Annotated in this window: 14 protein-coding genes, 2 tRNA genes and 1 pseudogene; 5 read left to right on the top strand and 12 right to left on the bottom strand. The window is 63.6% G+C overall.

Going from position 1 to position 22,329, the window contains the following annotated elements; all coding sequences use genetic code 11:
- Positions 1-11: 11 nt before the first annotated feature.
- Together Pla111_RS07105 and Pla111_RS07100 are read right to left on the bottom strand one after the other, a co-directional pair.
- A complete protein-coding gene (locus Pla111_RS07105) occupies positions 12-1,115 on the bottom strand; it encodes a C45 family autoproteolytic acyltransferase/hydolase (RefSeq protein WP_146572711.1) in 1,104 nt (367 codons plus the stop codon).
- 33 nt (positions 1,116-1,148) lie between these two features.
- Complete coding sequence (locus Pla111_RS07100) at positions 1,149-4,244, bottom strand: aminotransferase class III-fold pyridoxal phosphate-dependent enzyme (RefSeq protein WP_146572709.1); 3,096 nt, start codon at positions 4,242-4,244, stop codon at positions 1,149-1,151.
- 328 nt (positions 4,245-4,572) lie between these two features.
- Here Pla111_RS07100 and Pla111_RS07095 point away from each other — a divergent pair, with 328 nt between their 5' ends.
- Both Pla111_RS07095 and Pla111_RS07090 read left to right on the top strand, forming a co-directional pair.
- Positions 4,573-5,784 carry a DUF2088 domain-containing protein gene (locus Pla111_RS07095; RefSeq protein WP_146572707.1) on the top strand — a complete coding sequence of 404 codons (1,212 nt, stop codon included), beginning with the start codon at positions 4,573-4,575 and terminating at the stop codon, positions 5,782-5,784.
- Between the two features lie 471 nt (positions 5,785-6,255).
- Positions 6,256-7,347, top strand: a pseudogene (locus tag Pla111_RS07090) (IS3 family transposase); the annotation flags it as partial.
- 196 nt (positions 7,348-7,543) lie between these two features.
- Here Pla111_RS07090 and Pla111_RS07085 read toward each other — a convergent pair.
- A tRNA-Val gene (locus tag Pla111_RS07085) sits at positions 7,544-7,617 on the bottom strand.
- 149 nt (positions 7,618-7,766) lie between these two features.
- On the opposite strand from Pla111_RS07085, the gene Pla111_RS07080 reads away from it, so the two are divergent.
- On the top strand, positions 7,767-8,729 hold the full coding sequence (locus tag Pla111_RS07080) for an aldose 1-epimerase (protein ID WP_146572705.1): 963 nt from the start codon (positions 7,767-7,769) through the stop codon (positions 8,727-8,729).
- 154 nt (positions 8,730-8,883) lie between these two features.
- On the opposite strand, the gene Pla111_RS07075 is transcribed toward Pla111_RS07080, so the two are convergent.
- The 8 genes from Pla111_RS07075 to glgX form a co-directional block, all read right to left on the bottom strand.
- Complete coding sequence (locus Pla111_RS07075; protein ID WP_146572703.1) at positions 8,884-9,306, bottom strand: hypothetical protein; 423 nt, start codon at positions 9,304-9,306, stop codon at positions 8,884-8,886.
- 114 nt (positions 9,307-9,420) lie between these two features.
- Positions 9,421-9,900 (bottom strand): hypothetical protein, encoded by a 480-nt coding sequence (locus tag Pla111_RS07070; protein ID WP_146572701.1) that lies wholly within the window; start codon positions 9,898-9,900, stop codon positions 9,421-9,423.
- A 5-nt stretch (positions 9,901-9,905) separates the two neighbouring features.
- Positions 9,906-9,987, bottom strand: a tRNA-Leu gene (locus Pla111_RS07065).
- A gap of 144 nt (positions 9,988-10,131) precedes the next feature.
- A complete protein-coding gene (locus tag Pla111_RS07060; protein ID WP_146572699.1) occupies positions 10,132-11,466 on the bottom strand; it encodes a Gfo/Idh/MocA family protein in 1,335 nt (444 codons plus the stop codon).
- A gap of 255 nt (positions 11,467-11,721) precedes the next feature.
- Entirely contained in the window at positions 11,722-13,797 is a 2,076-nt protein-coding gene (locus Pla111_RS07055; protein ID WP_146572697.1) for a vWA domain-containing protein, read from the bottom strand.
- A gap of 85 nt (positions 13,798-13,882) precedes the next feature.
- Positions 13,883-14,746 carry a DUF58 domain-containing protein gene (locus Pla111_RS07050; RefSeq protein ID WP_231930795.1) on the bottom strand — a complete coding sequence of 288 codons (864 nt, stop codon included), beginning with the start codon at positions 14,744-14,746 and terminating at the stop codon, positions 13,883-13,885.
- A 77-nt stretch (positions 14,747-14,823) separates the two neighbouring features.
- Positions 14,824-16,083, bottom strand: coding sequence for a precorrin-6y C5,15-methyltransferase (decarboxylating) subunit CbiE (cbiE, locus tag Pla111_RS07045; protein WP_146572695.1), 1,260 nt, complete (start codon positions 16,081-16,083; stop codon positions 14,824-14,826).
- Positions 16,084-16,236: 153 nt separating this feature from the next.
- On the bottom strand, positions 16,237-18,315 hold the full coding sequence (gene glgX, locus Pla111_RS07040; protein ID WP_231930793.1) for a glycogen debranching protein GlgX: 2,079 nt from the start codon (positions 18,313-18,315) through the stop codon (positions 16,237-16,239).
- A gap of 373 nt (positions 18,316-18,688) precedes the next feature.
- On the opposite strand from glgX, the gene purM reads away from it, so the two are divergent.
- Together purM and Pla111_RS07030 are read left to right on the top strand one after the other, a co-directional pair.
- The gene (gene purM, locus Pla111_RS07035) at positions 18,689-19,744 is read left to right on the top strand and encodes a phosphoribosylformylglycinamidine cyclo-ligase (protein ID WP_146572692.1); all 1,056 of its coding nucleotides are present in this window, start codon (positions 18,689-18,691) and stop codon (positions 19,742-19,744) included.
- On the top strand, positions 19,741-20,235 hold the full coding sequence (locus tag Pla111_RS07030; protein ID WP_146572690.1) for a hypothetical protein: 495 nt from the start codon (positions 19,741-19,743) through the stop codon (positions 20,233-20,235). Before purM ends, Pla111_RS07030 begins: the two co-directional genes overlap by 4 nt.
- A 137-nt stretch (positions 20,236-20,372) precedes the next feature.
- Here Pla111_RS07030 and Pla111_RS07025 read toward each other — a convergent pair whose 3' ends face one another.
- The gene (locus Pla111_RS07025) at positions 20,373-22,292 is read right to left on the bottom strand and encodes a protein-disulfide reductase DsbD family protein (RefSeq protein WP_146572688.1); all 1,920 of its coding nucleotides are present in this window, start codon (positions 22,290-22,292) and stop codon (positions 20,373-20,375) included.
- Between the last annotated feature and the right edge of the window lie 37 nt (positions 22,293-22,329).

Below are 22,329 nucleotides of genomic sequence, written 5' to 3'. Positions count from 1 at the left end.
GAGCGTGCCGTTCAATCGAACCGAAATTCGTGTCGAACGAAGTTGTCGTCGTAAAGCTCATCACCACGCCACATGGTTACCCGACCGTTCGTCAGATCGCCGACGGCACCGCCGCAGGTGATCGCCGGATCCAGCGCTGACGTCTGATGGTTCGAGCAGATCGACTGGGGGTAATTCTCATGGTCATTGAGCAACGCGTAGACGTCGTCAAAGCTGCTGATCGCGTTGATCTTTTTCTCGATCAGGTCGTAGCGGATATGGGTCGAAGAGTTGAGCGCCGCCGCCTGCTCGCGTGCCACCGCCTGCCCCGCTAGACAGTGGTTGGTGTGGTAGATCCTGCGGTTAGACTCGCCGTAGCGGCTCGCACACTCGGCCAGATCGGGCATCACTTCCCACATCTCGGCCCGACTCTGGTGGTCCGCTGTCCGCGAGGCAACCAGGTAATTGTGTCCGGACGTGACCGCCGCATCCTTCAACTGGCTGACCATCGCATCGTGGGTGCGTTGGGCAAGTGTCTTGCGCACCAGGGCGGGCCACACCACTCCCGGGCGAGCCCCGTCCGTGTTGATGTTGTTCACCCCCACGGCGGTTCGCCAGCTCGTGTAGCCCATCATGCCGAGACAGCCGACGATGCTGAAAACGACCATCCGCTCCTCAGAATCGGGCACCGGCACATCGAGGCAGCAGACGAAACGCTTGGCCGAGCCGTGCATGTCCCAGGTTTGCCCGGCGATGGCCCCGGCACCGGTATCAACGAAGACCGCCGAGCACCCCTCGTCTTGCAGGCGCGTCCCCTCCCCCGGTTGGATGTCACGGAAATCGGTGTAGTTGTTCACCACCACCAACTGTGTGTTGGTGAGCCCCGCCCCCTCGCCGATTCCCAGCAGCTCATCTGCCAAGAGGGGGTCCAACTTCTCGGTAGCATCCCACTGCTCACCCGCCAGCTGCTCGACAACTGCGGGGGTCAGCGCACCGTTCTTCTCTTGCATGAGCGCCAAGCGGATCTCGAACAGCTCTTGGATGCCCTCGCGATGCGCCTCGCCGTGCGCGCGGCCCCACTCACGCGGGGTAGCGCCGCGACGGTATTCGATGATCGGGAAGCCTTCGTCCTGCATATGCTTGTCGCGTTCTTTAGCCTGTGGGTGAAATCATGAGCCGAGATTCGCCGCGTTAAAGCGGAGCATCTCAGAGTAAGCCGGACAGCTCCGCCAGAGGTTCGATTCCTGCTGGGCCAGATGCCGCATGAGGGGTTCGCTAAGCGGGCCCTGGATCAGGCCGACGCCCCGAGCGAGCGTGCTCGTAACGCCCGGCTGGCCGGCGAGCAGGGTATCGATCTTCTGCTGGTAGGCGGCAACCGTTTGGTGATAGGCGGCCTGGTCGTCCTGCACGAGCGTCATCGCGCGGGCAAACTGCGCGAGCGATAACGCATCGCCGTCCCATGTGCTGATCAGCAGCAGCGGCTCTTCGAGAAAGAGCGCGTCCGAAGCCGCGACCAAAGCCGTTTGGCCGCCCAGGTACGCAATCGTTGCGTCGGGCTGCATGCCCTCGACGGCCGACGGGCCAAAAGCCTCCGACGAATAACGATAGAACATTCCCGCCGTGTCATTGTAAACGACCGGCACGCCGTGGTCACGACAGGTCGTGACAAGCCGCGTGAGCGCGTCCTGCGACACACGTTGCAAAGTGCGCCGCATGAGTGGTTCGACAAAGACCCCCATCAGCGTGTCGCTAGCCACACGCGATTCTAGCTCGCGGAAGAACGGCTCGTCGGCGGCGTCGCGGGGCAGGGGCAGAGAGTCGGTGGCAAAGTACGCCTCGCCCGCACCGGAGAGAGAACGCGACATAAAGCTGCCGGAACCAAAATCGCTGCCGGCGATCGTCAGCAAACCCGTGCGTGGTTTGCGGTGGGTCCACAGCACCTTGACGATCTTGTCGACCGCCTCGGAAAGCCCGCTGGCGGTGTAGAGCCGCCGCAGCGGAGCCGGAAAGGCATGCGAGACCGTCTCGAGGTCTGTCAGGAAGTCGTCGGTCACAAAGTTGGAGAGGGTCAGCTTGTTGACCAACACCGGCAGATTACGTCGGACAAACGCGGCGTCCAGGTGGGCGGGACCCAGCGGTGCCTCGATGCCCGACGCCAAATCGATCGGGGCCGACCAAGCGGTTTCGGCCCGGTAGTACAAACAATCGCGGTAGCGCTCTTGGTCAGGATAATCGCGGGGCAGATACTGGCTGACGTACGCCCCCAGCGACAGGTTGATCGACCACATGCCCGCCGCCATCCGATCACGATTGCGCCCGTGCAGAGCCGAGACGCCCGTCGCCAGGGCGAGCAGTGTCATGGCCTGCTTCATCGCCCGACCCAGCCCCCCGCGAAACTGCTCGTCGATGGTCAGGTCCATCGCGTAGTGAACCGTCGGATCGTCGTGCGACGGATCGTCTTTGACGCCCCGCATGTAATCGAAGCGGGCGAGGGGCCCCGCAAACGCCATCGCGACGATCCGATCGCCCTTGAGCACCGCGAGCGCCAGCGGATTCTCGCCGGCGAACAGGGCGTCGAACTCTTCGGCCGATGACCGCCGCGTTGGCTCGTAGACCGCTTCTTGCATCGCGACAATTCGGTCACGATGCGCGGGGTATTTCGCGGCTTCGAGCCGCACGACGGTGAGGGTTTCAGCCGGGTAGGCGGTCGCGACATGACGCTCGACGAGGGCGAGCGCATCGTGCACCGCCGGGCGTTTGCCCTCGTGCAGCAGATCTAGCTTGGCCTCGATCAGTTCCGAGTGGACCTGATAGTAGCTCGCCGCCCCGCGGGTGCGGGTATCAGCTGGCGCACCGATCGCCGCATCGCTGGCCTCGGCAAAAGTCGAGTCGAGCGCTTCCTCAAGCTGCGACCAAAACAGATCCCGGTCCGCCGCGGCAAAGCCAAGGTTCATCCGGAACCGGGCGGTCTTGGCCCCGGCCGGGTAGTACAACAAACCGTGCTGGAAGCGCTGGGCCACGAATCGCCCGACCTCGTCGGCCGAGTCGAGATCAAACGCGAACGACATACCCTGCACGCGCGGCGCACGGACTCGGTCGCCCTGTCGCTCGACCAGATCCGTTAGGCGCTGACGATTCTCACTTTCCATGGCGAGCAACTCGTCATGGAACTGATCGATCACCGATGCCTGGATGTAGCCCCGCACAACAGAAGCGGCGCTGGTCTGCTCGATCGCGGTTGCGGCTCCGGCTTGGATCGGCCCTTGCGGCTGGTAAACCAGCGCAACGCCAGCCTGGGCTTTCTTGGCACACACCACCCCAGCCGGGAAGAACTCGTCGCCCGCGGGCGTTTGCAAACAGAACTTTCGGTGCCAAAAGAACTCGGCCCCCAGACCAAAGCCGGTCTGGATCTCGTCGTAGACAAGCGGCGTGTTGTGGGTGTGGCTCAGCAGGGCGAGCCCTTGGTGGAATCTTCGCGAAGAGTACCGATCGCCCCCTTCGCACTGCATCGGTTCGATCAAGATGGCGAGCACCTCGCCCGCGAGGATCGCCGATCGCACGGCGCTCAGCGAAGCCGCCTCGGCGGCCAGCCCCGCGTCGGCCGCCGTGGGGAGCTTCGAGAGCAGCGTCTGGTGCCGCGTGTCGTCGGTTTCGGTCCACACGGCCTGCCAGCCGTCGGGCTCGGCAGGAGCATGCACATCGTCCCCTTCCATGACCGGATAGGGGACGAAGATCGATTCATGGCCCGGCAGGGTGAACGGCTCGCGCTTCGCGGGGTTCCAGGTCGAGGCGAGCGAAACGAACATCCGGCCGTGGAACGACCCCTCGAACGCTAGCACCCGACGGGCCGAGGGGTGGCGGCGATGCTCAAACAGGTGGCCCAGCACGGTCTCGTTCGCCTCGGCCCCCGACGCACAGAAGCACGCCGCAAAACGATCCGACCCCAGCTTGCGTTGCAGCAAGGCCTCATAAGCGGCGCGGACCGCGGCGTAGTGGGGCGTGTTGGTTTGATTGGTCCAGCTCTCAAGATGCTGGCCCGCGCCAAACTGAGCCCCCGGGTTGAAACCCAATCCGATCGAGGCAATCTGCGAGGCCCCGTCGCAGATGAGCCCCCCCCCGCGCACCGCCATGTACGGCCCCGAGGAAGCCTCAAGATCGATCAGAAAGGGCTTCTTCTCGGCCGGGATCAAACGTTTGGCGTAGATCGCGTTCAAACGCTCGGCCGACGGAGCGTGACTGGTCGTTTGATTGAGGAGCGTCGACATCGGGGGCACATTGCTTCGCTGAAAGACGGCGGGCAGGACCTCTCCTTGAGAGCAGCCCCGGAGGAACAACTCCCGGGGCCGGGCACGGAGAGGGGAATTGGGCGAAAACTACGGGGAAAACGCCCCCTCCGCCACGTCAAACCGTCAATCTAGTCCTCCGCTCACCGGGTGCGAACCCGTACCCCACCTGCCGCATGGAAGGCGCGAAAAAATCACGGAGAAGTGAGACCCCCCCCGCTCTCAGCGAGGGTTCTGCGAACCGCTGGCGGTTTCGACTAGACTCGGGACGCACCCCTCCACCGCCCCTGCCCGCCCCTTTTCTTGACCTATGCGCGTCGTTCAGGTTCGCCAGCGTCTTGTCTCTGCCCCGATCGCCGATGTGACAGCCGAAGTCCGTCGGCAGCTGGACGGGCTCGGCGCGCCGCCGCAAGGCGAAGTCGCGCTAACGGTCGGCTCGAGGGGCATCGATAACTTGGTCGAAATCACCCGTGCTGCGGGCGATTGGCTGCGCGACCACGGTGCCACGCCCTTTGTTGTGCCCAGCATGGGCTCGCACAACGGTGCCACCGCCGAGGGGCAGCGCGAGATGGTCGAGTCGCTCGGCGTGACCGAGGCCACCGTCGGCATGCCGATCCGCTCCAGCATGGAGTGCGTCCGGGTTGGCGCCGTCCCCACCGGCGATGTCTGGATGGACCGCCACTCGTTCGAATCGGCAGGCGTGCTCGTCATCAACCGTGTGAAGCTCCACACCTGTTTCAGCGGACCGGTGCAGAGCGGGCTAACGAAGATGATGGTCGTCGGCATGGGCAAGATCCGCTCGGCCGAGACCTTCCACGCGACCCCCACGCCGCAGATGAAAGACATGCTGCTCGAGATGGGGCGGCTGCTGGTCGACTCGGGCAAGATCTGGGCCGGGCTGGCGATCCTCGAGGACGGCTACGACCAAACGGCCGAGCTGCACGCCCTACCCGCCGCCGAGATCCTGACGCGCGAGCCGGCGCTGCTCGAAAAACACCGCTCGTATTTCCCCCGGCTGCCGCTGGACCAAATCAACGCGCTGGTCGTCGATGAGATCGGCAAGACCTACAGCGGCACGGGGATGGACCCGAACGTGATCGGCTTCCGCGGCGTGAAAGGGTACGAAGACATCGTCCAGCCCGAGGTGCGGGTGATCGCCGCTCTCCGCCTGGCGGAGGCGTCCAAGGGGAACGCGATTGGCGTGGGTCTGGCCGACTTCATTACGCGCCGCCTGCGTGACGCGATCGACGAGCACAAGACGTTCATCAACGTCTTTACCACCGGCGATATGGATCGGGCAAAGATCCCCGCCACGCTGGCCGACGATGCCGAGGTGATCGCCAAGATGCGTGAGCGCTACGGCGACCACCGCTGGGTGTTCATCCCCAACACGCTGCACCTCGACACGCTGTGGGTGAGCGAAGACCTGGCCGAAGAAGTCGCCGCGAACGAAAACTGCGAACTGATCGGCAAGCCACAGGAGCTAACGTTCATCGCGGGCCGACACGAGCTGGCGTTTTAGGTAGCAAGCAGTTAGGCACTTACTACGTGCATTTCCTATAAAATAATATCTAAAATCATGGAACTGATAAAATTCAGGTCGCTTGGCGATTGCAATTCACTCCTAAGAGCAAAAGATATAATCGGCAAAAATTTGTTTTGGTGCAGCAGAATTTGGGAAATGAATGATCCCATGGAGGGCGTCTACAAATGCTATCCAAACAGTAACGCTATATCCAAATTATACAACGCGAAAAAAAAGCGTTTTATTTGCTCCTGCTCTGACACCGCCGCCTTATCCACTCCATCTATGTGGGGCTACTATGCGAACGGATTTAGGGGGATTGCGTTGAAATTTACAAGCAATAGCAGGCAACTAAATAAAATACAATACTGTGACGAGTTGCCAACGATAGAATACTGGCCTGCTGTCGAAAATCTGATCCACGCGTTATGAAGGTCTCACCCGCCGTAGTGGCCAGGAGACCGAAGGATGAGCGAGAAGCGAAGGAAGCGGCATTCGCCGGATCAGATTGTCCGCAAGCTGCGAGACGCGGACGCGATGCTCAACGCGGGGAAGGAGACGGCAGCCGTGCTGCAAGCGCTGGAGGTGAGTGAATCGACGCTCGACCGCTGGCGTAAGCAGTACGGCGGGATGAAGTCAGAGGAGGCGGTGCGGCTGAAGAAGCTGGAAGACGAGAACAAGCGGTTGAAGCAGTTGGTGGCCGACCTCTCTCTCGACAATCAGATGCTGAAGCATCTGCAGGAGGGAAACTGGTGAGCCCTTCTCGGAAGCGTGCGGCGGTCAAGGAACTCCGACGCGAGTTCTCGACATCCGAGCGGAGGGCGTGCCGCGCGATCGGCCAGCCGCGTTCAAGTCAGCGATACCAAGCGAAGCCACGCGGCGACGAGCCGCGATTGGTGAAGCGGATGCAGCAGCTGGTGCGGAAGCGTCCACGGTTCGGGTACCGGCGGATCGCGGCGCTCTTGCGGGCCGAGGGCTTCCGCGCGAGCGAGTCACGCGTGTTGCGGTTGTGGAGGAAGGAGGGCCTAAAAGTGCCGCAGAAGAAGCGGAAACGGCGTCGGCTTGGCGTGGCGGAGAATGGCTGCGACCGGCGGCGGGCGACGCACCGCAACCACGTGTGGACGTGGGACTTCGTATTCGACAAGACGACGGGCGGTGGCCAGCTGAAGTGGCTGTCGATTGTCGATGAGCACACCCGCGAGTGCCTCGCCCTGAAGTGCGACCGGAGCATTACGAGCGAGGACGTGAATCGATACGCTGGCGGAGCTCTTCGCGATGCACGGCGTGCCGCAGCACATCCGCAGCGACAACGGCGCGGAGTTCACTGCGAAGGCGATCCGGCGATGGCTCGAGCGGCTGGAGGTCGAGACACTGTACATCGCGCCGGCGAGCCCGTGGCAGAACGCGTACGCGGAGAGCTTCCACAGCCGGCTGCGGGACGAGTTCTTGGCGGTCGAGGTGTTCGAGTCGCTCGCCTCGGCTCGCAAGCTCACGGCCGCTTGGCGAGAGGATTACAACAACTACCGGCCGCACGGATCGCTGGGGTACGTCGCCCCGAGTGAGTTCGCGGCCCGCTGCCCCGCTTCCGCTCCGAAGGCTGCTTCGGCTACGCCTCAGCAGCCTTCTCCGCTCCAGCAGGGCAGCGGCATTACCCAACCCATACCTTCATAGCGGGTGGTACAGGAATTCGACGCTGGTCACTGCCGCGTTGCCCCCAAGCAGCGGTTCCACAGGGCACCCGTAAGGCGGGCAATAGTGGGCGATGAGGGACTCGAACCCCCGACATCCTCGGTGTAAACGAGGCGCTCTAGCCAACTGAGCTAATCGCCCTTGCAGTTGGTATCGCAGTTTACCCTGCGGCAGGGCCAAGGGCGAGCCTCCCGGGCGGGTGGTTGCCGCGGTAGCAGTGCGGCATAATCCGCGCCATCACTTCCCGGCCGCCGTTTGGCCCCTCCCCCCTCTCTGGCTACGCCCCGACGATGAGCTCTGCCCCCGTCACGATCCAAGATCCCGCGAGCGGATCCTCTGCCAGCCTGTTGCCGTCGCTCGGCTTTAACTGCTTCAGCTGGCGTCCCGCACTCGCCCTGGCCGAGGGCCCGGCCACACCCGAGATGCTGTGGGCAGAAGAGGAGTTTGCGCAGGGCTCGGGGCGACCAAGCCGCTCCGGTACACCGCTGCTGTTTCCGTTTCCTGGCCGGATCCGGGCCGGGGCCTTCGAGTTTGAGGGCAATCGCTACCAAGTCGAGCCCAGCGATGGCCTAGGAAACGCCATCCACGGTTTCGCGCTCCGTGCCGCGTGGCGCGTTGTCGAGCAAACGACCGAGGCGATCACGGCCGAATACCAACCCTCGATCGATGACCCCGACGCGGTGGGACAGTGGACCGGCGACTATCGGCTGCGGGCGACCTATCGCGTTGTGGGAACGCGGCTCGACTTGAGCGTTGCTGCAACCAACCTCAGCGATCACCCCTTGCCCTTCGGCTTTGGCACGCACGCGTACTTTCGTTTGCCGCTGGCGGGGGCAACGGACGACGCCGAGGCAACGATCGTACGGGCCCCCGTGGACGCGGTGTGGAACGCAGCGGGCTTGGTGCCCGATGGGGGAACGGCTCCGCTGGGTGCCTTGGGCGAATCGCTTCCCGCTGGGGGCGCGCTGGCCGGCCGCGAGTTCGATACCCCCTACCGCTTCGCCTCCGGCGCTCGTGAAACGGTCATTCACGATCCCCGGTCGGGCGTCACACTCACCCAAACGTTTGATGAATCCATGCGGTGCTGCGTGATCTACACACCGGGCCACCGCGAAGCGATCTGCCTTGAGCCGTACACCTGCGTGCCAAACCCGTTTGAGCTTGAAGCCGCGGGGATCGATACGGGTTTGTTGGTGCTCGCACCGGGTGAGACCTACCGGACCGCGATCGGCCTTGAAGTTTCTGTGGCCTAAGCGTCGGGCCTGAGCGTCGGGCCTGAGCAGGCGGGGGCTTAAGTGCCGCGGCTAGGATACGCCAGCTTGGCAAAGAGCCGTACGAAATGAGCCCCGCGTCGCTAACCGAGCGACGCGGGGCTCGTAGTTTTTGTGGAGCGCTGCGGAGCCGGCTTCAGTCTTCCGACGGCTCTTGCTGTGCCTCTTCAAGCGTTCCCCCGGGCAGACGCCCCTCGGCGATCAACTCGCCAAACGTGGGGGCCCCTTCCGCCTCGGCGTTGGAGGATTCGGCGGCAACCGTCTCAAGCGCCGCGACGATCTTTTCAACGTCCTTCTTGTCTTTCTTGCCGAGGTAAGCTTCTAACGCTTGGCCGTAGGCGTTGCGATTTTTCTTGTTTTTGCCCTGGTGACAAACGAAGCACTTGGCTTCTTTCGCGGTGTCGGTAAACGCCGCGTCGGTACCGTCGGCGTACTTGGTCAAGAACTCTTTTTGGAACTGCGGGAAAGCCTCGGCACCCGGCAGCGGCACTAGCGCGACGAGGGCGACCGCAATAGCGGTCCGAGTCCAGGCAGCACGCAACGAGAACGCACGGATCATGGTGAAGTAACTTTTGCTGGCGGGGAGGCTTGGATAGGAAGACCGGGTGGTCCAATAAACGCTAGTTCTGCGGCGCTGTGCGTCCACGCGGGGGAACGAACCCCCCGCGCTTCGTCAGCCCTCGGCCGGTGGGGGCGTCTCCGAATCGTCGTTGGCCTTTTTCGGCGGCTCGACCTTCGCGTCCTCGATCGAGCCGCCGGGCAACTCGTTCCGCAGCAAGCGCTCTCCGAAAGTTCCCGACGTTTCGTCGGCCGAATCGATCGGTTCTTGCTCGACGGTGCGCAGCGCCGCGACGATCTTCTTTTTGTCTTTCCGATCGTCTTCGGTCAGATGGGCGGTCAGGGCTTGGCCGTAGACGTTGTAGTTGGTGCGATCCTCTTTGCCTTGGTGGCAAGCGTAGCACTTGGCCTTCTTGGCAAGCGTGCGGAAGCCCCTGTCCGCGTCCTTGCCCGCATAGGTGCGGAGGAATTCTTTCTGAAACTCGCTGTGAGCCCGTACGGACGGCGCGATTGCCAGCAGAGAATGAAGGGCCGCGGCGCATGCCAGCAGCCAGAGCATGCGGTGCCCGGCCCCAAGCCGGACACCGCAGCCCATACGAGTAGGGGCGACAGGAGTTGAACCTGCACTCCCGAAGGAACTGGAACCTAAATCCAGCGCGTCTGCCAATTCCGCCACGCCCCCTCGCTTTGTCATTTGCCCCCACCCGTTCGTCGGACGAACCTGCGTGGGGAGCACTTTACGTTCTGAAAACTATACCACGCTACGCAGCGTTGGTTGAGTCGGGTTCGGTCCAACGTGCGGTTTCTGGGTAAAGGCCGCTGGAAGTCAAACCGTGACGGTTTTGCCGGGCTCGGCGATCGGGTAACGACCGTCCGAATCGGGCAGCACCGGCGGTGTGGCGTCGAAGGCGTACCGCTCGGGGGCCAGGCTTATCGACGAGTTCATCGCCTCGTCCCATTTGATGACTTGGCCGGAGTAGGTCGCCATCCGCCCCATGATGGCCGTTAGCGTGGCCTCGGCCCCAATCGAGGTCTCGTTGTAGGGGTTGTTCGCTCGGATCGAGGCTTGCAGATCGGCATGCTCGGTCCCGTAGCCCGTTTTAAACGGACGCTTGAGTCGGCTCACGGTCTTGCCCTGTCGATCGAGGAAAATGCCGTTGCCCACGTGGCACGAGCCCGTGGGGCCGTGCGCAAACTCGTTGACTGAGGTCCAGGTACCGGGAATGTGGCGGCACTGGCTCATCATCGTGGAGCCATCGGCGTAGGTATATTCGACGGTGTGGTGGTCGAAGATCTCGCCGTTATCGATGCCGGTGCGAACCTGGCGGCCCCCCATCCCGCGGGCCTCAACGGGCGTTGCGTTCATGACCCAGTTTCCGACATCCAGGTTGTGGATGTGTTGTTCGACGATGTGATCGCCGCACAGCCAATTGAAGTAGTACCAGTTGCGCATCTGGTACTCCATCTCGGTCTGTTCGGGCCTTCGCGGTCGAGTCCACACACCACCGCCGTTCCAATACACGCGGGTGTATAGCGGATCGCCACCGAGGGCCCCGGCGTGAATTTTTTCGATCGTTTGCAAATAGTGCTGCTCGTGGCGACGCTGCAAGCCGACTCCGACGGCGAGCCGCTTCGCTTGTGCCTTGCGGCCGGCTTCCAGCACGCGCCGCACGCCGGGGGCATCCACCGCGACCGGCTTCTCCATGAACACGTGCTTGCCAGCATCAACGGCGGCTTCAAAATGAATCGGCCGAAACCCGGGCGGTGTCGCGAGGATGACGAGGTCCAAGTCGCAGGCAAGCACGCTCTGGTACGCATCGAAGCCAACAAACTGACGCTCTTTCGGCACCTCAACGCGTTCTGGAAAAGCTCTCTGAAGAAGCGAGACGGCATCTTCCAGACGATCTTGGAAGGCGTCGGCCATCGCCACAATCACCACGTCTTCGCCCGCTTCGAGGGCGTCTTGCGCCGCTCCACGACCTCGATTGCCTGAGCCGATTACTCCCACCCGCAGCCGTGAATCGCCCGCCGCGTGAACCCCTGCGAGCGGGGCGTCTTGCGAAAGAACTCGGCTCGCGGCGAGCACGCCGCCCGTCGCGGCGGCAGAAGCAAGAAACCGGCGCCGGCTGGATGCGAGCGTATCAGTGCGGTCGTGTGGCATGAGAAGTGTCTTACAAGAGAGAAGAAAAAGGACCGACGGCGTCATCCGGTAGACGGTAAGACGTCATCACCCTCTATATTCTATATTTGCGGTGAGCGACCGATTACACGTAAAAAAGGCCTAACCGACGCTACTCCAAGCCACAGCAGGCATCAAGTAGCGCTATCAGGCCTCCGATTCGCGCAGGCTCCTGATCAACGGCAACTGCGGAGGGCTCCGTGCGTAGCCCAAGGAGTCGCTCAGCAGCCACGCTGCTCAGAGTGCCACCCGGCGGTGGTACAGGTACCACTCTACGAGCAGCAGTACGAGGGCGGCCACGAGCAGCGGTTTCCAGATTTCTTGCCGCGAGGGGGCCGCGCCGGCTTTGGCCGCCACGGTGATGTTGCCAATCCGGACCGAAGCGATCTGGGCTTGTTTCTCTTGGTCGGGAGTGCCGAGGCGGAGCCGGACGTCGCTCTCCCGGCGGTCCAGCAAGTTGACGGCGAACCGCTGGGTCTCGTCTCCCGCTTCGAGGACACGATACACCCCCAGCTTGCTGCCCGCTTGCCAGACAAAGGGCTGCGCGCTGCGGCGCGTCAGCTCGCTGCGTACGCCCGTGGGATCCACAAGCGTGATCGATGTTAGGGTCGGATCGCGCGGCGCGATCTCGATGGTTTGGCCTGCCTGCAGGCTGGGCGTTTGCCCGTCGCTGCCTCCGACAAAGTACTCCAGCGTGTTCAGCCAGAAAGTCGGAAAGCTGTGGCGATTGATCCAATCCGTGTTGCGCTGCACGCGGCCCTCGCTCTCGATGAGGATCGCGAATCCCAGCACAAGGTCTTCGTAAGCATCACGCGGCCCGATCGCGGCGAGCGGCCCTTCGGACGCATCGATCAGCGCAACGCCCCCCACCGGCGGAGTCACAATCTGCGACTCGACGATATCGAAGTTTCCCAGTTCGGCATTGGCAAACAGCGGGTGCACTCGATTCCAGTCGATCACTTGCGGAGCGACCACGGTCACTGGCTTCAAGATTTTTTTCTCCTCGTCGCGCGGTTGCCAGGCCTCGGTCGGCGGTGTGGAGCCAACAAAAACCGTATTGGCCCTCGGCATCTCGGTCGGTTGGCAACGATCGTAAATGATCAGGTCGAAGGCCCCCGCCGCGGCAAGCCGCTGATGCTGCGGCGTCTTGAGGGCCTCGGGCATAAGGGTCTCGACGAGTCCTAGCCGACTGGTGCGACCCGTCGCCAGCGATTGTTCAATGGCAACATTGCCAGGAGTGACCAGCAGAACACGCCCCCCCCGCGGATCGTTGAGCCCCACTGAGGCTTGGTTGTCGAGCGTCAAGCGATCATCAACAGCGGCCAGCGTGGCATCGGCCAGCCGGGCTTCGAGCACGCCGCCGGTAGCAGCTCCGTCTCGATCGAGCGGGAAGAGGGCACCGGCGACGCCGCCGGCCTCGATGGCCAGCCGTTTGGCATCGATCACACGGCCGTCGAGCCGCAACTCGGCGATCGCTTCGACCGGCTCGGTCGAGAAGTTTGCCACCTGCAAGAACGCCTGTCGTTCTCCTGGCACCGCTTCGCTGGAACGCGTGGTGAGGGCCGTGATCGCCAGATTGGCCGTCTCGGGCGAACCCAGCGGTACATAAACCGGTTCGAGGTTGCCCAGGGAAAAGTCATCCACGTCGTCGAACTTGCCGTCGCTGAGAATGAACAGCGTGGCCGGCTCGGGGGCGACGACCTCTTGTTCGGGGGCACCTTCTTGAACGCTCAGGCCGGTTGGATTCGCAAGCCCACTGGCGAGCTGCAAGGCACCGGTCAGGTCGGTTCCCTCGGCGGTCGGTTCAACCGTCGCGAGCCGCTCCTTCAGCAGCCGGACATTGCTCGTAAACTGCTGAACCACGTTGGGCTCCGCGGTGAACGACACAATCATGGCCGACATCGTCCGGTCCATCTGATCAAGAAGCCCGGCGACCCGCGCCTTGGCCACGTCGAGCCGTGATTCGTCGCCATCGTCTCCCGCATCCTTGGTCGACATGCTTGCCGAGTTGTCGATCACAAACACGAGCCGCTGACCAGAGAGGTCGGTTCCCTGCCAGCCGGGGCGCAGCAGCGCCAGGATCGCGAGCGCCACGAGCAGCAACTGCAAGAAGAGCAAGAAGCTCTGCCGGAGCCGTTGCCACAGGCTGTTGACCCGCAGGTCTTCGATCGTCTTGCTCCACAGATAGGTGCTGGGCACCTCCAGCGGCTGACGACGCAACTTCAAAAAGTATAGCGCCAAGATCGCCGGCGGCACCGCCGCGATTATCGCCCACTGAGCGGGGGTCAGCGTGTTGCGGAAAAGCTCATTCATGCCGGCTCACCCGTACGGGCCGCACGCGTTGGGGTCCGGAGCGCGTCTTGTTGCCGAGCGATTGGTGTTGATCGCAGCGAAGGCGTCATCGCACCAGCCCTCGGCGCCGGAGATACGATCCCACGAGGTCCTTCACCGGCGTTTCATTACTCGTCAGCAGGTAGCTCATGCCGCGTTTGCTGCAATAGTGCTGCGCGCCGCCGGTGAACGCTTCGAGTGTCTGCTTGTAGCGGGCCAGGAGCGGAGCCGTGATGGTCACTTCCGCTTCGTCGTCGTCTTCGCAATCGACTAGCCGCAGATCGCCAACCACCGCCGGATCGATCTCTTCTTGGCTGAGCACCTGAATCACGTAAACGTCCATCCGTTGAGCGACCAGATACCTGAGAGCCGACTCATATCCCTGCTTGTCCATCAGATCCGTGAGCAGCACCACCACGCCGCGCCCGGCGTTTCGTAGGCAAAAACCTTTGACCCCCTCCTCCAGCGTGGCCGACTCCTCCGGCTCGATGCCCTCCAGGTATTCGACCATCCGCGATAGACTCTTGCGGCCGCGTAGCACGGGGCTCTGCTTGCCGCCGAGCGTCTCGATGCGGATACGGTCAGCCCGCACCAGTCCGATATAGCCCAGCGCCGCGGCGATCTGCTTGGCGTGGTCGAGCTTGGTCGGCTCGCCGAACGCCATGCTCGGGCTGGCGTCGATCAGCGTGTAGAAGTGCAGGTCCTCTTCTTCGAGGAACAGCTTGATGATGAGCTTGTCGAGTCGCGCGTAGAGGTTCCAGTCGAGGGCCCGCAGGTCGTCGCCCGGGACATAGTTGCGAAAATCAGCGAACTCGACACTCTGCCCCTTCCGCTGACTGCGACGCTCCCCCTTCATCCGCCCGCGAAACACCTTGCGCGTGACAAGCTCAAGCCGTTGGAGCTGGGCGATAAGGTCGGGCGGGAGGAGCACTTGTCGGACCCAAAAAAGCAGGGGGGCGGACGATCCGGCGTCGCGTGTGGAGCGCGGTCTTGAAGCTACGTTGCTGATTACCCCTTAACTGCCGCTAACAAGAAGTTCGGCTTCACGGCTTCGAAGGTCAGGCGTTCGAGCTGGTCGGCACCACGGGCGATGTTGACCATCCACACGTTCAGGCTCACGTCGCCGGTGGCGGACGATCCGCTGGCGGCCTCGAGGATCGCGCTGCGGACCGCGGCCAGGTTGTCGATGGCGATCATGTTAACCACTAGGCGGCCACCGCTGCGGAGCCGACCGTAGGCGGCCGTCGCGAGGTTGATCACCTCTCGACCAGCACCCGCGATAAACACGCAATCGGGGTCGGGCAGCGTCTTCCAGGCGTCGGGGGCTTTGCCGAGGATCGGCAGCACGTTGCCGGCTCCAAACCGCTCGGCGTTCTTGGTGATCAGCTCGTGATCCTCGGGGTCCATCTCGATGGCGTACACGGCACCGTCAACCGCGAGTTGAGCCGCTTCGACACTCACACTACCCGAGCCCGCCCCGACATCCCACACGATACTGCCCGGGGCGATATCCATTTGCGCCAGGGCGAGCGAGCGGATTTCTGCCGGAGTGAGCAGGCCTTGCTTGGGTTTGGCTTGCAAGAAGGCGTCGTCCGGATTGCCGAACAACCGCCGACCGATCGCGTCGCGCGGTCGGTCCGGGGCATCGGGCTTGCGGATGAGGATCATCACGTTCAGCGCGCCGAAGTCGCCGGTGGCAATCTCGCTCAGCTCGCCGCGTGTGACCCGCTCGTCGCGCGCGCCCAAATTCTCACAAACGTAAGCGGTGAAGTAATCAACCCGCTTGTTCAGCAGCGACTGTGCAACCTGGGCCGGACCGACCCGGTCGGTTGTGAAGAGCCCCACCTTCTGCGCCGTGCGGATCCGATCGACAATCGTCGGCAAGGGATGCTGCGAGACGTCCGTCAAATAGGCCTCGTCCCAGCTCTCCATCACGCGGGCAAAGGCGAGCTGCATGCTGCTCACATGCGGCAACACCTCGAAGCGGTCCTTGCCAAAACGGTCCGTCAAGAACCGGGCGAGCCCGTAGAACATCGGATCGCCAAAGACAACCATCGCGGCGGTCGCGTTGCCGAGCGCCTCGATCTGCGCAGCCACTTGCTCGAGGTCGCCGGTGATCGGCACGCGTTGCCCCTTGGCCGCCTCGCCCAAGAGCGAGAGCGCACGCTCATCGCCGAGCAGTTTCTCGGCGCCAAGGATCCGTTCACGGGCAGCCGCGGTGACCGCGTTCAGGCCGTCGTCACCGACGCCGATGATCGAGAGTTTCATAAGAGGTGCGAGCCGTTCACGCGGTAATCAGGAAGCCCGATGCGGGGCGACCAATCGCCATGGTGCGCCCCGCCCGGATCATATCGCTTCTGATCGTACCGACTTCCGCTCGCAGCCCCCAGCCTGCCTGGCACTGGGGGGGGGGAAGCAGGCTCACCGCGCCACGTAGACCCGCAAGGAGTGGTGCTCCATCCGGATCGGCATGCCCGTGTCGAGCAGCGGGCCTTGTGACTCGACAAACGCATCGGCGGGAGAATCGGCACCCGTGTCGATCACCAGCCGCCACTCGAGCTTACGAGCGGCGATTGGCGTCTGGAACGCCTGTGGCTGACCGCCCGAGTGCATCAAAATCAGCACGTGGCGGGCCGCCGGATCGTCGATCCCCGAAGGGCCCAGCAGGCACGTCAGGCTGTGGAACGTGTGGTTCCAGTCGATGACCTGGCCGTTCGTGCCGTACCAGCTCACGTCCGGGAGCTCTCCCGCTCCGTGCGGCGAACCCGTGAGGAAGTCGGCCCGCCGCAGCGTGGGCTGGTGCACCCGCAGCGCGATCACGGCTTGCGTGAAGCGGAGCATCTCGGCGTTGCGCTGGACCAAACGCCAGTCGAACCACGACAGCGCGTTGTCCTGACAGTAGGCGTTGTTGTTGCCGCGCTGGGTGCGGAGCACCTCGTCCCCCGAGACCATCATCGGCACGCCCTGGCTCAGCATCAGCGTCGCGAGGAAGTTCTTCGCCTGCCGCCGACGGAGCTTGCGGATCGGCAACCGCCGGGTGGGGCCCTCTACGCCGTAGTTTGCGGCGTAGTTGTTGTTATCCCCGTCGCGGTTTTCTTCGCCATTGGCAAGGTTGTGCTTACGCTCATACGACACAAGGTCGTTGAGCGTGTAGCCGTCGTGCGAGGTGATGAAGTTGATGCTGTGGTAGGGCTGCCGTCCCGACGACTGGTACAGGTCGCTCGAGCCCGCTAGCCGGGTTGCCATGGGCCCGGTCATTCCCAGATCGCCCCGCCAGTAACGACGCACATTGTCGCGGTAAGCGCCGTTCCACTCGGCCCAGCGGCGCGTGGCGAATGACCCCACCTGATACGCGCCCGCCGCGTCCCACGCCTCGGCGATGATCTTGGTGTCCGAGAGCATCGGGTCTTCGGCGATGTACTCCACGAGCGGCGGATTGGGCACAAGTTCGCCGTTCCGGTTGCGGCTCAGGATGCTCGCCAGGTCGAACCGGAATCCGTCGATGTGGTAGTTGTAAACCCAGTGCCGGAGGCAATGGAAAATCATCTCGCGGGTGATCGGGTGATTGCTGTTCACCGTGTTTCCGCAGCCGGAGTAGTTCTTATAAGAACCGTCTCCGTTGAGCATGTAGTAGACGCTGTTTTCGAGGCCCTTGAAGCTGAAAGTGGGGCCCTGGTCGTTGCCCTCAGACGTGTGGTTGAACACCACGTCGAGGATCACCTCGATGCCCGCGGCGTGCAGCTCGCGGACCATTTGCTTGAACTCGTTGACGTGCGCGCCGGGTTCGGTTCCTTCGGCATAGCCACGGTGCGGGGCGAAGAAGGCCATGGGGTCGTAGCCCCAGTAGTTGGCCCGCTTGGTGTTGGTGCCATCGCTCTCGTTGGTGGGGAACTCGTGGACGGGCATCAGCTCGACCGCTGTTACGCCGAGCGATTTCAGGTAGGGGATCTTCTCGATCACGCCCAGATAAGTGCCCGGCGAATCAACACCCGACGTGGGGCTCTTGGTAAACCCCCGGACATGCATCTCGTAGATGACGGTCTCGCTGAGCGGTCGGCAGAGGTGCCGGTCGCCGCCCCAGTCAAAGTGATCGTCCACGACCACACACTTGGGCGGCCGCACCACGCCATCCGTGCCGGGCAAAAAATCGCCCGCCAGCGCCTTGGCAAACGGATCGATCAACCGCGCATGGGGATCGAAGCGGTGCCCTTGTTCGGGCTCAAAAGGCCCGTCGGCCTGCAAGTGGTACAGCGTGCCCGCCTTGAGCTCGGGCACGAACGCACACCACAGGTCGCCCCAGCGGTCGGTGTCGGGGTTGAGCTCGATCAGCCGATAGGGCTCGGGATCGGCCGGGCTGCGGTACAGCAAGATCCGCATGGCCGTGGCATTCTTACTGAACACCACAAACTGCACGCCATCTTCACGCAGAATCGCTCCATAGGGGAGCGGATAGCTGAATTGCAGCATGGGCTGCGAGGCGGTCGTCGTCGAGCTAGCCATGACGAGGCCCGCCGGGCGGGCAAGCGAGGGGAGAGGGCCGTGGGCAATCATTACGCTCATAGGGAGAGGACATTCTAAGTCAGGCGCCGCCTTCCCTGGCCCTGGAATCACCCCCCCGATGTCCTACGCAGCTTGCGCGAACCGGGGGCATAACGCTAGCATCGACCCTTAGCAGAGGCCGGCTTCATACCGCTGGTTGGTGCCAGCGCGGCTTCGCGCGTCCGCATGACCGGACACCGCTCAGCACGCCTTCACATGCGATTCGCGGCACCTGAGATGGAGGCCGCTTGCCCTAAACCCCTCCTAACGGGACTATTGCCGCTTCGACAGCTTTGCCAATCCCTAGCGCCTGACTATGCCTCAGCGCCTGACTATGCCTCCGATTCAGTACAAGGACGCCGGCGTCGATCTGGACATCTACGAGCAGTCGATGGCCCGACTGCCGAGCCTGATGCGCCGGACCCACACCCCGCGGGTCATGCCGCTCGAAGGGGGGTTTGCGGGGCTGTTTCGCCTCGATTTTGCCGGCAAACTGTTTGCCCGCCAGTATCGCGACCCGGTCCTCGTCTCGTGTACCGATGGCGTCGGCACCAAGCTCAAAGTCGCCCAAAGGGCCAATCGGCACGACACCGTCGGCCGCGATCTGGTGGCCATGTGCGTTAACGACGCCCTCTGCACCGGGGCCGAACCGCTCTTTTTTCTCGACTACATCGCCATGGGGCGTGACGATCCCGATCGTCTCGAACAGGTGGTCCGCGGCATCAGCGACGGTTGTATCGACGGTGAGTCGGCCCTGATCGGTGGCGAGACCGCCATCATGCCCGACCTTTATGGGCCCGATGACTACGATCTGGCGGGCTTCTCGGTCGGCGTTGTCGAACGCGATCGGCTCATCGACGGTTCGCGTATCGGTGCGGGCGATGTGATCCTCGGGCTGGCCTCGAGCGGTTTGCACTCGAACGGCTACAGCCTGGTGCGCAAGATCGTCTTCGACGCAGCCGGACTTGGCCTAGAGGACACGGTCGCGGAATGTGACGGTAGCACGGTGGCCGATCTGCTCATGGTCCCCACACGCATCTACGTCCAGCCGGTGCGGGCTGTGCTGAGGCACTATCGCAAGAAACAGGTGGTGCACGGCATCGCGCACATCACGGGCGGCGGATTGGTGGAAAACCTCAGCCGAATACTCCCCGCCGGCGTGATGCTCGACATCGACCCGGGGAGCTGGCCTGTGCCGCCGGTTTTCGGATGGCTCCAGCGCCTGGGCGAAGTCCCCGCCGAAGAAATGGCGCGGGTCTTCAACCGGGGCGTTGGGATGGCGCTGGTCGTCAGCGAGCACTTTGCCGAGAGCATCGCGCGGCAGCTGATCGAGACAGGAGTCGAGACCTGGCCGATCGGCCGCATTCTGGCAAGGCACGACGGCCCTTGAGTGCTTCGGACGACGAAACCGCCACCGCCTATCACGAGGCGGGGCATGCCTTTACGGCTGCCTATGCCGGCGGGCGGGTGCTGAGCGTTTCGATCGCTCCGGACAACGACGATGGCCCCCACCGCTACGGCGACACCCAGGTGGCATGGCGCCGCGCTGCGTTCGCTCCGCTGGTTCTCGCCGAGAAGCTGGTGCTGGTGGCGCTCGGCGGCCCCGTGGCGGAGATGATCTATACGGGCGAGCCGTTCCATCCGGCGTTGGTTGCCGAGTGGTCGGCCGACTGGCAGCACGCCTGGTCCGAAGCCGCCGCGCTGCGTCCCGAGGAACGCCCCCGCACCGTTTGGCTAGAAGCCCGCACCGCCGGGCTGCACGGGCTGCTCTCGGACGATCGGCACTGGGAAGCGATCGCTGGCGTGGCCGATCACCTGCTCGCCCACGAAACGCTCGATGAGGAAATGTTCGCCGAGGTGGTCAGTGCGTGGCTGGGGTGAGCGAGGCGTCGAAAAGCTGCCCTAACGCTGTGCGGCACCGCCTCACTCGTAGGTTCAGCTCTTCGTGACGCAGCGCCATCAGTACACTTCGGGCTCCTCTCCTTACCGCCTTAAGGTAATGAGCCGGTGCGCTGGGTCTACCGCATCGCGCCGCCTGTGGTGACGCCGATTTCGATCGTCGGTTCCACCAACTCGCCGCCGTTGTCGATCGTCGCTCCCGCTTCGCGCAGGGCACTTAGCAGTTGCTCCTGCTTGATCCGGTCCCACAGCAGGATCGGGCGGTCGGGACGGCCCGCTGGGTAAATCGCCAGCAGCGGGATGCTGCGGCTGCCGAGCGCTTCGATCGCCTGCTTGATCTCGTCGTTTCGGTCGGTCCAGTCGGCTAGCAGCGGCTCGATGTCGTTCGCTTCAACCACCGCCTTCACTTGGTCGGTGTTGATCGCGAGTTTGAGGTTTAGCTTACAAGTGAGGCACCAGTCCGCCGTGAAATCAACAAGCACCGTCTTGCCGGCGTTTTGCGCCGCGGCGAGACTCGCTTGGCTGTAGGGCTTCCACGCCAGATCGTGGCCGCCGTAGCTCGCCAAGCTGAAAGCCAGCCACCCTACCACCGCCGCCACTCCCGCTCCGCCGTACCAGGCGGTCGAACGGGCCACGGGCGAGGCCGTGATCGGCGTGCGCCCGATCCACCAGCAGGCCAGCGCGATCGCCACCAGCGTGGTGAGCGCGGGCAGGTAGAGGTCGGTCGAGACCGTCGAGAACAGGTAGACCACGGTGCCCATCAGCACAAAGCCCATCAGCTGCTTAAAGGTCTCCATCCAGGCGCCCGGCTTGGGGAGCCAGGCAACGAGCGACGGAAACAGGCCGATGAGCAGATAAGGCGAGGCCATTCCCAAGCCGACAAAGCCAAAGATGAGTAGCGTGATCGCCGGTGGCTGACCGAGCGTGAAACCGAAAACCGGTCCCAAGAACGGCCCGCTGCATGGCGTAGCGAGGATGGTCGTAAAAATCCCCTTGAAGAACGCGCCGGAAAGTCCCTCTTGCTGCTGCAGGTCGTTCGCGGCGCGGGCTCCGGCAAACCCGGGGAGCGGGATCTCCCACACGCCCAGAAAGCTCAGCGCCATGGCGAACACCAGCACGATCATCGCGATTTTGAACCAGGCGATCGTGTACAGCTCGCCCCAGCCGAGGCTTTCGTTGGCTAAACCAAGCTGCGCAAGCGAGGCGAGCAGGGCGAGCAACAGGAACACACCAATCAAACCTGCCGAGTAGGCCAAGTTCATCGCCAGCACGCGGCCCCGCTGATGCCCCGCCTGCTCAGCAAACGAGAGCACCTTCAGGCCGATCACCGGCAGGACGCACGGCATGAGATTCAGGATGAGCCCGCCCAGCAGCGCGGCTCCCAGGATGGGTAGCAGGGCTGCGGTGCTAAGGGGCTCGGCCGTGCTGCCGACCGGCGGCGCAGTCGAGTTCGTGCTGATGTCTGCGGGTTGAGCCAGCGGGCTCGCCAGCCAAGCAGCCGCAATCTCAGCCGACGCCGGAGCCGAGCTCGGTTTGGCCGTGAACTCAAGTTCGAGCGGCTCGCAGCTACCGGCGTCGCAGGCTTGCGTAGTGAGAACGCCGGCCACCGTTGGCCGCTCAAGGTCAGACGACCAGTCAATCGGGGCAAACCAGGTGATCTTGCCGCTGTGCTCTTCGATCGGCAGGCCGGGCCAAATCTCGGCGTACGACTTGATCTGCGGCGCGGGAGTGACGGAAAAGGCACCGACCCGGACGCCGGGCATCGGCCGGAGAGAGAGCTTGGAAGGCTCGGGGCCGCCCGCGGGCTGCGTCAGCGAGTAGAGATGGTACCCCGGCGCGACCGTTGCGGTGACCAGCAGCAGGGCCGGCCGCTCGGTCGTAGCAGGAGCGATCCGCGCCTCCAAGCGGACCGGCTCCGTTGACGCCTCCCCCCCCAGATTGGGAGGCAGTTCGAATTTAAACTGAGCCGTAGCCGAGCCGGTGCAGTACCCGCTGATCAACAGCAAGAGCGTGGCGAGCCGGCAGACAGAAGGTTTCATCGGAGCGGTCGTTTGAGGTTCGGAGCGGATAGCGTCA

The organism is Botrimarina hoheduenensis, assembly GCF_007859815.1.
GTDB classification, from domain to species: Bacteria; Planctomycetota; Planctomycetia; order Pirellulales; family Lacipirellulaceae; genus Botrimarina; species Botrimarina hoheduenensis.
Note: the sequence above shows the minus strand (reverse complement) of the source record. Positions and strands in the feature narration are given on the sequence as shown.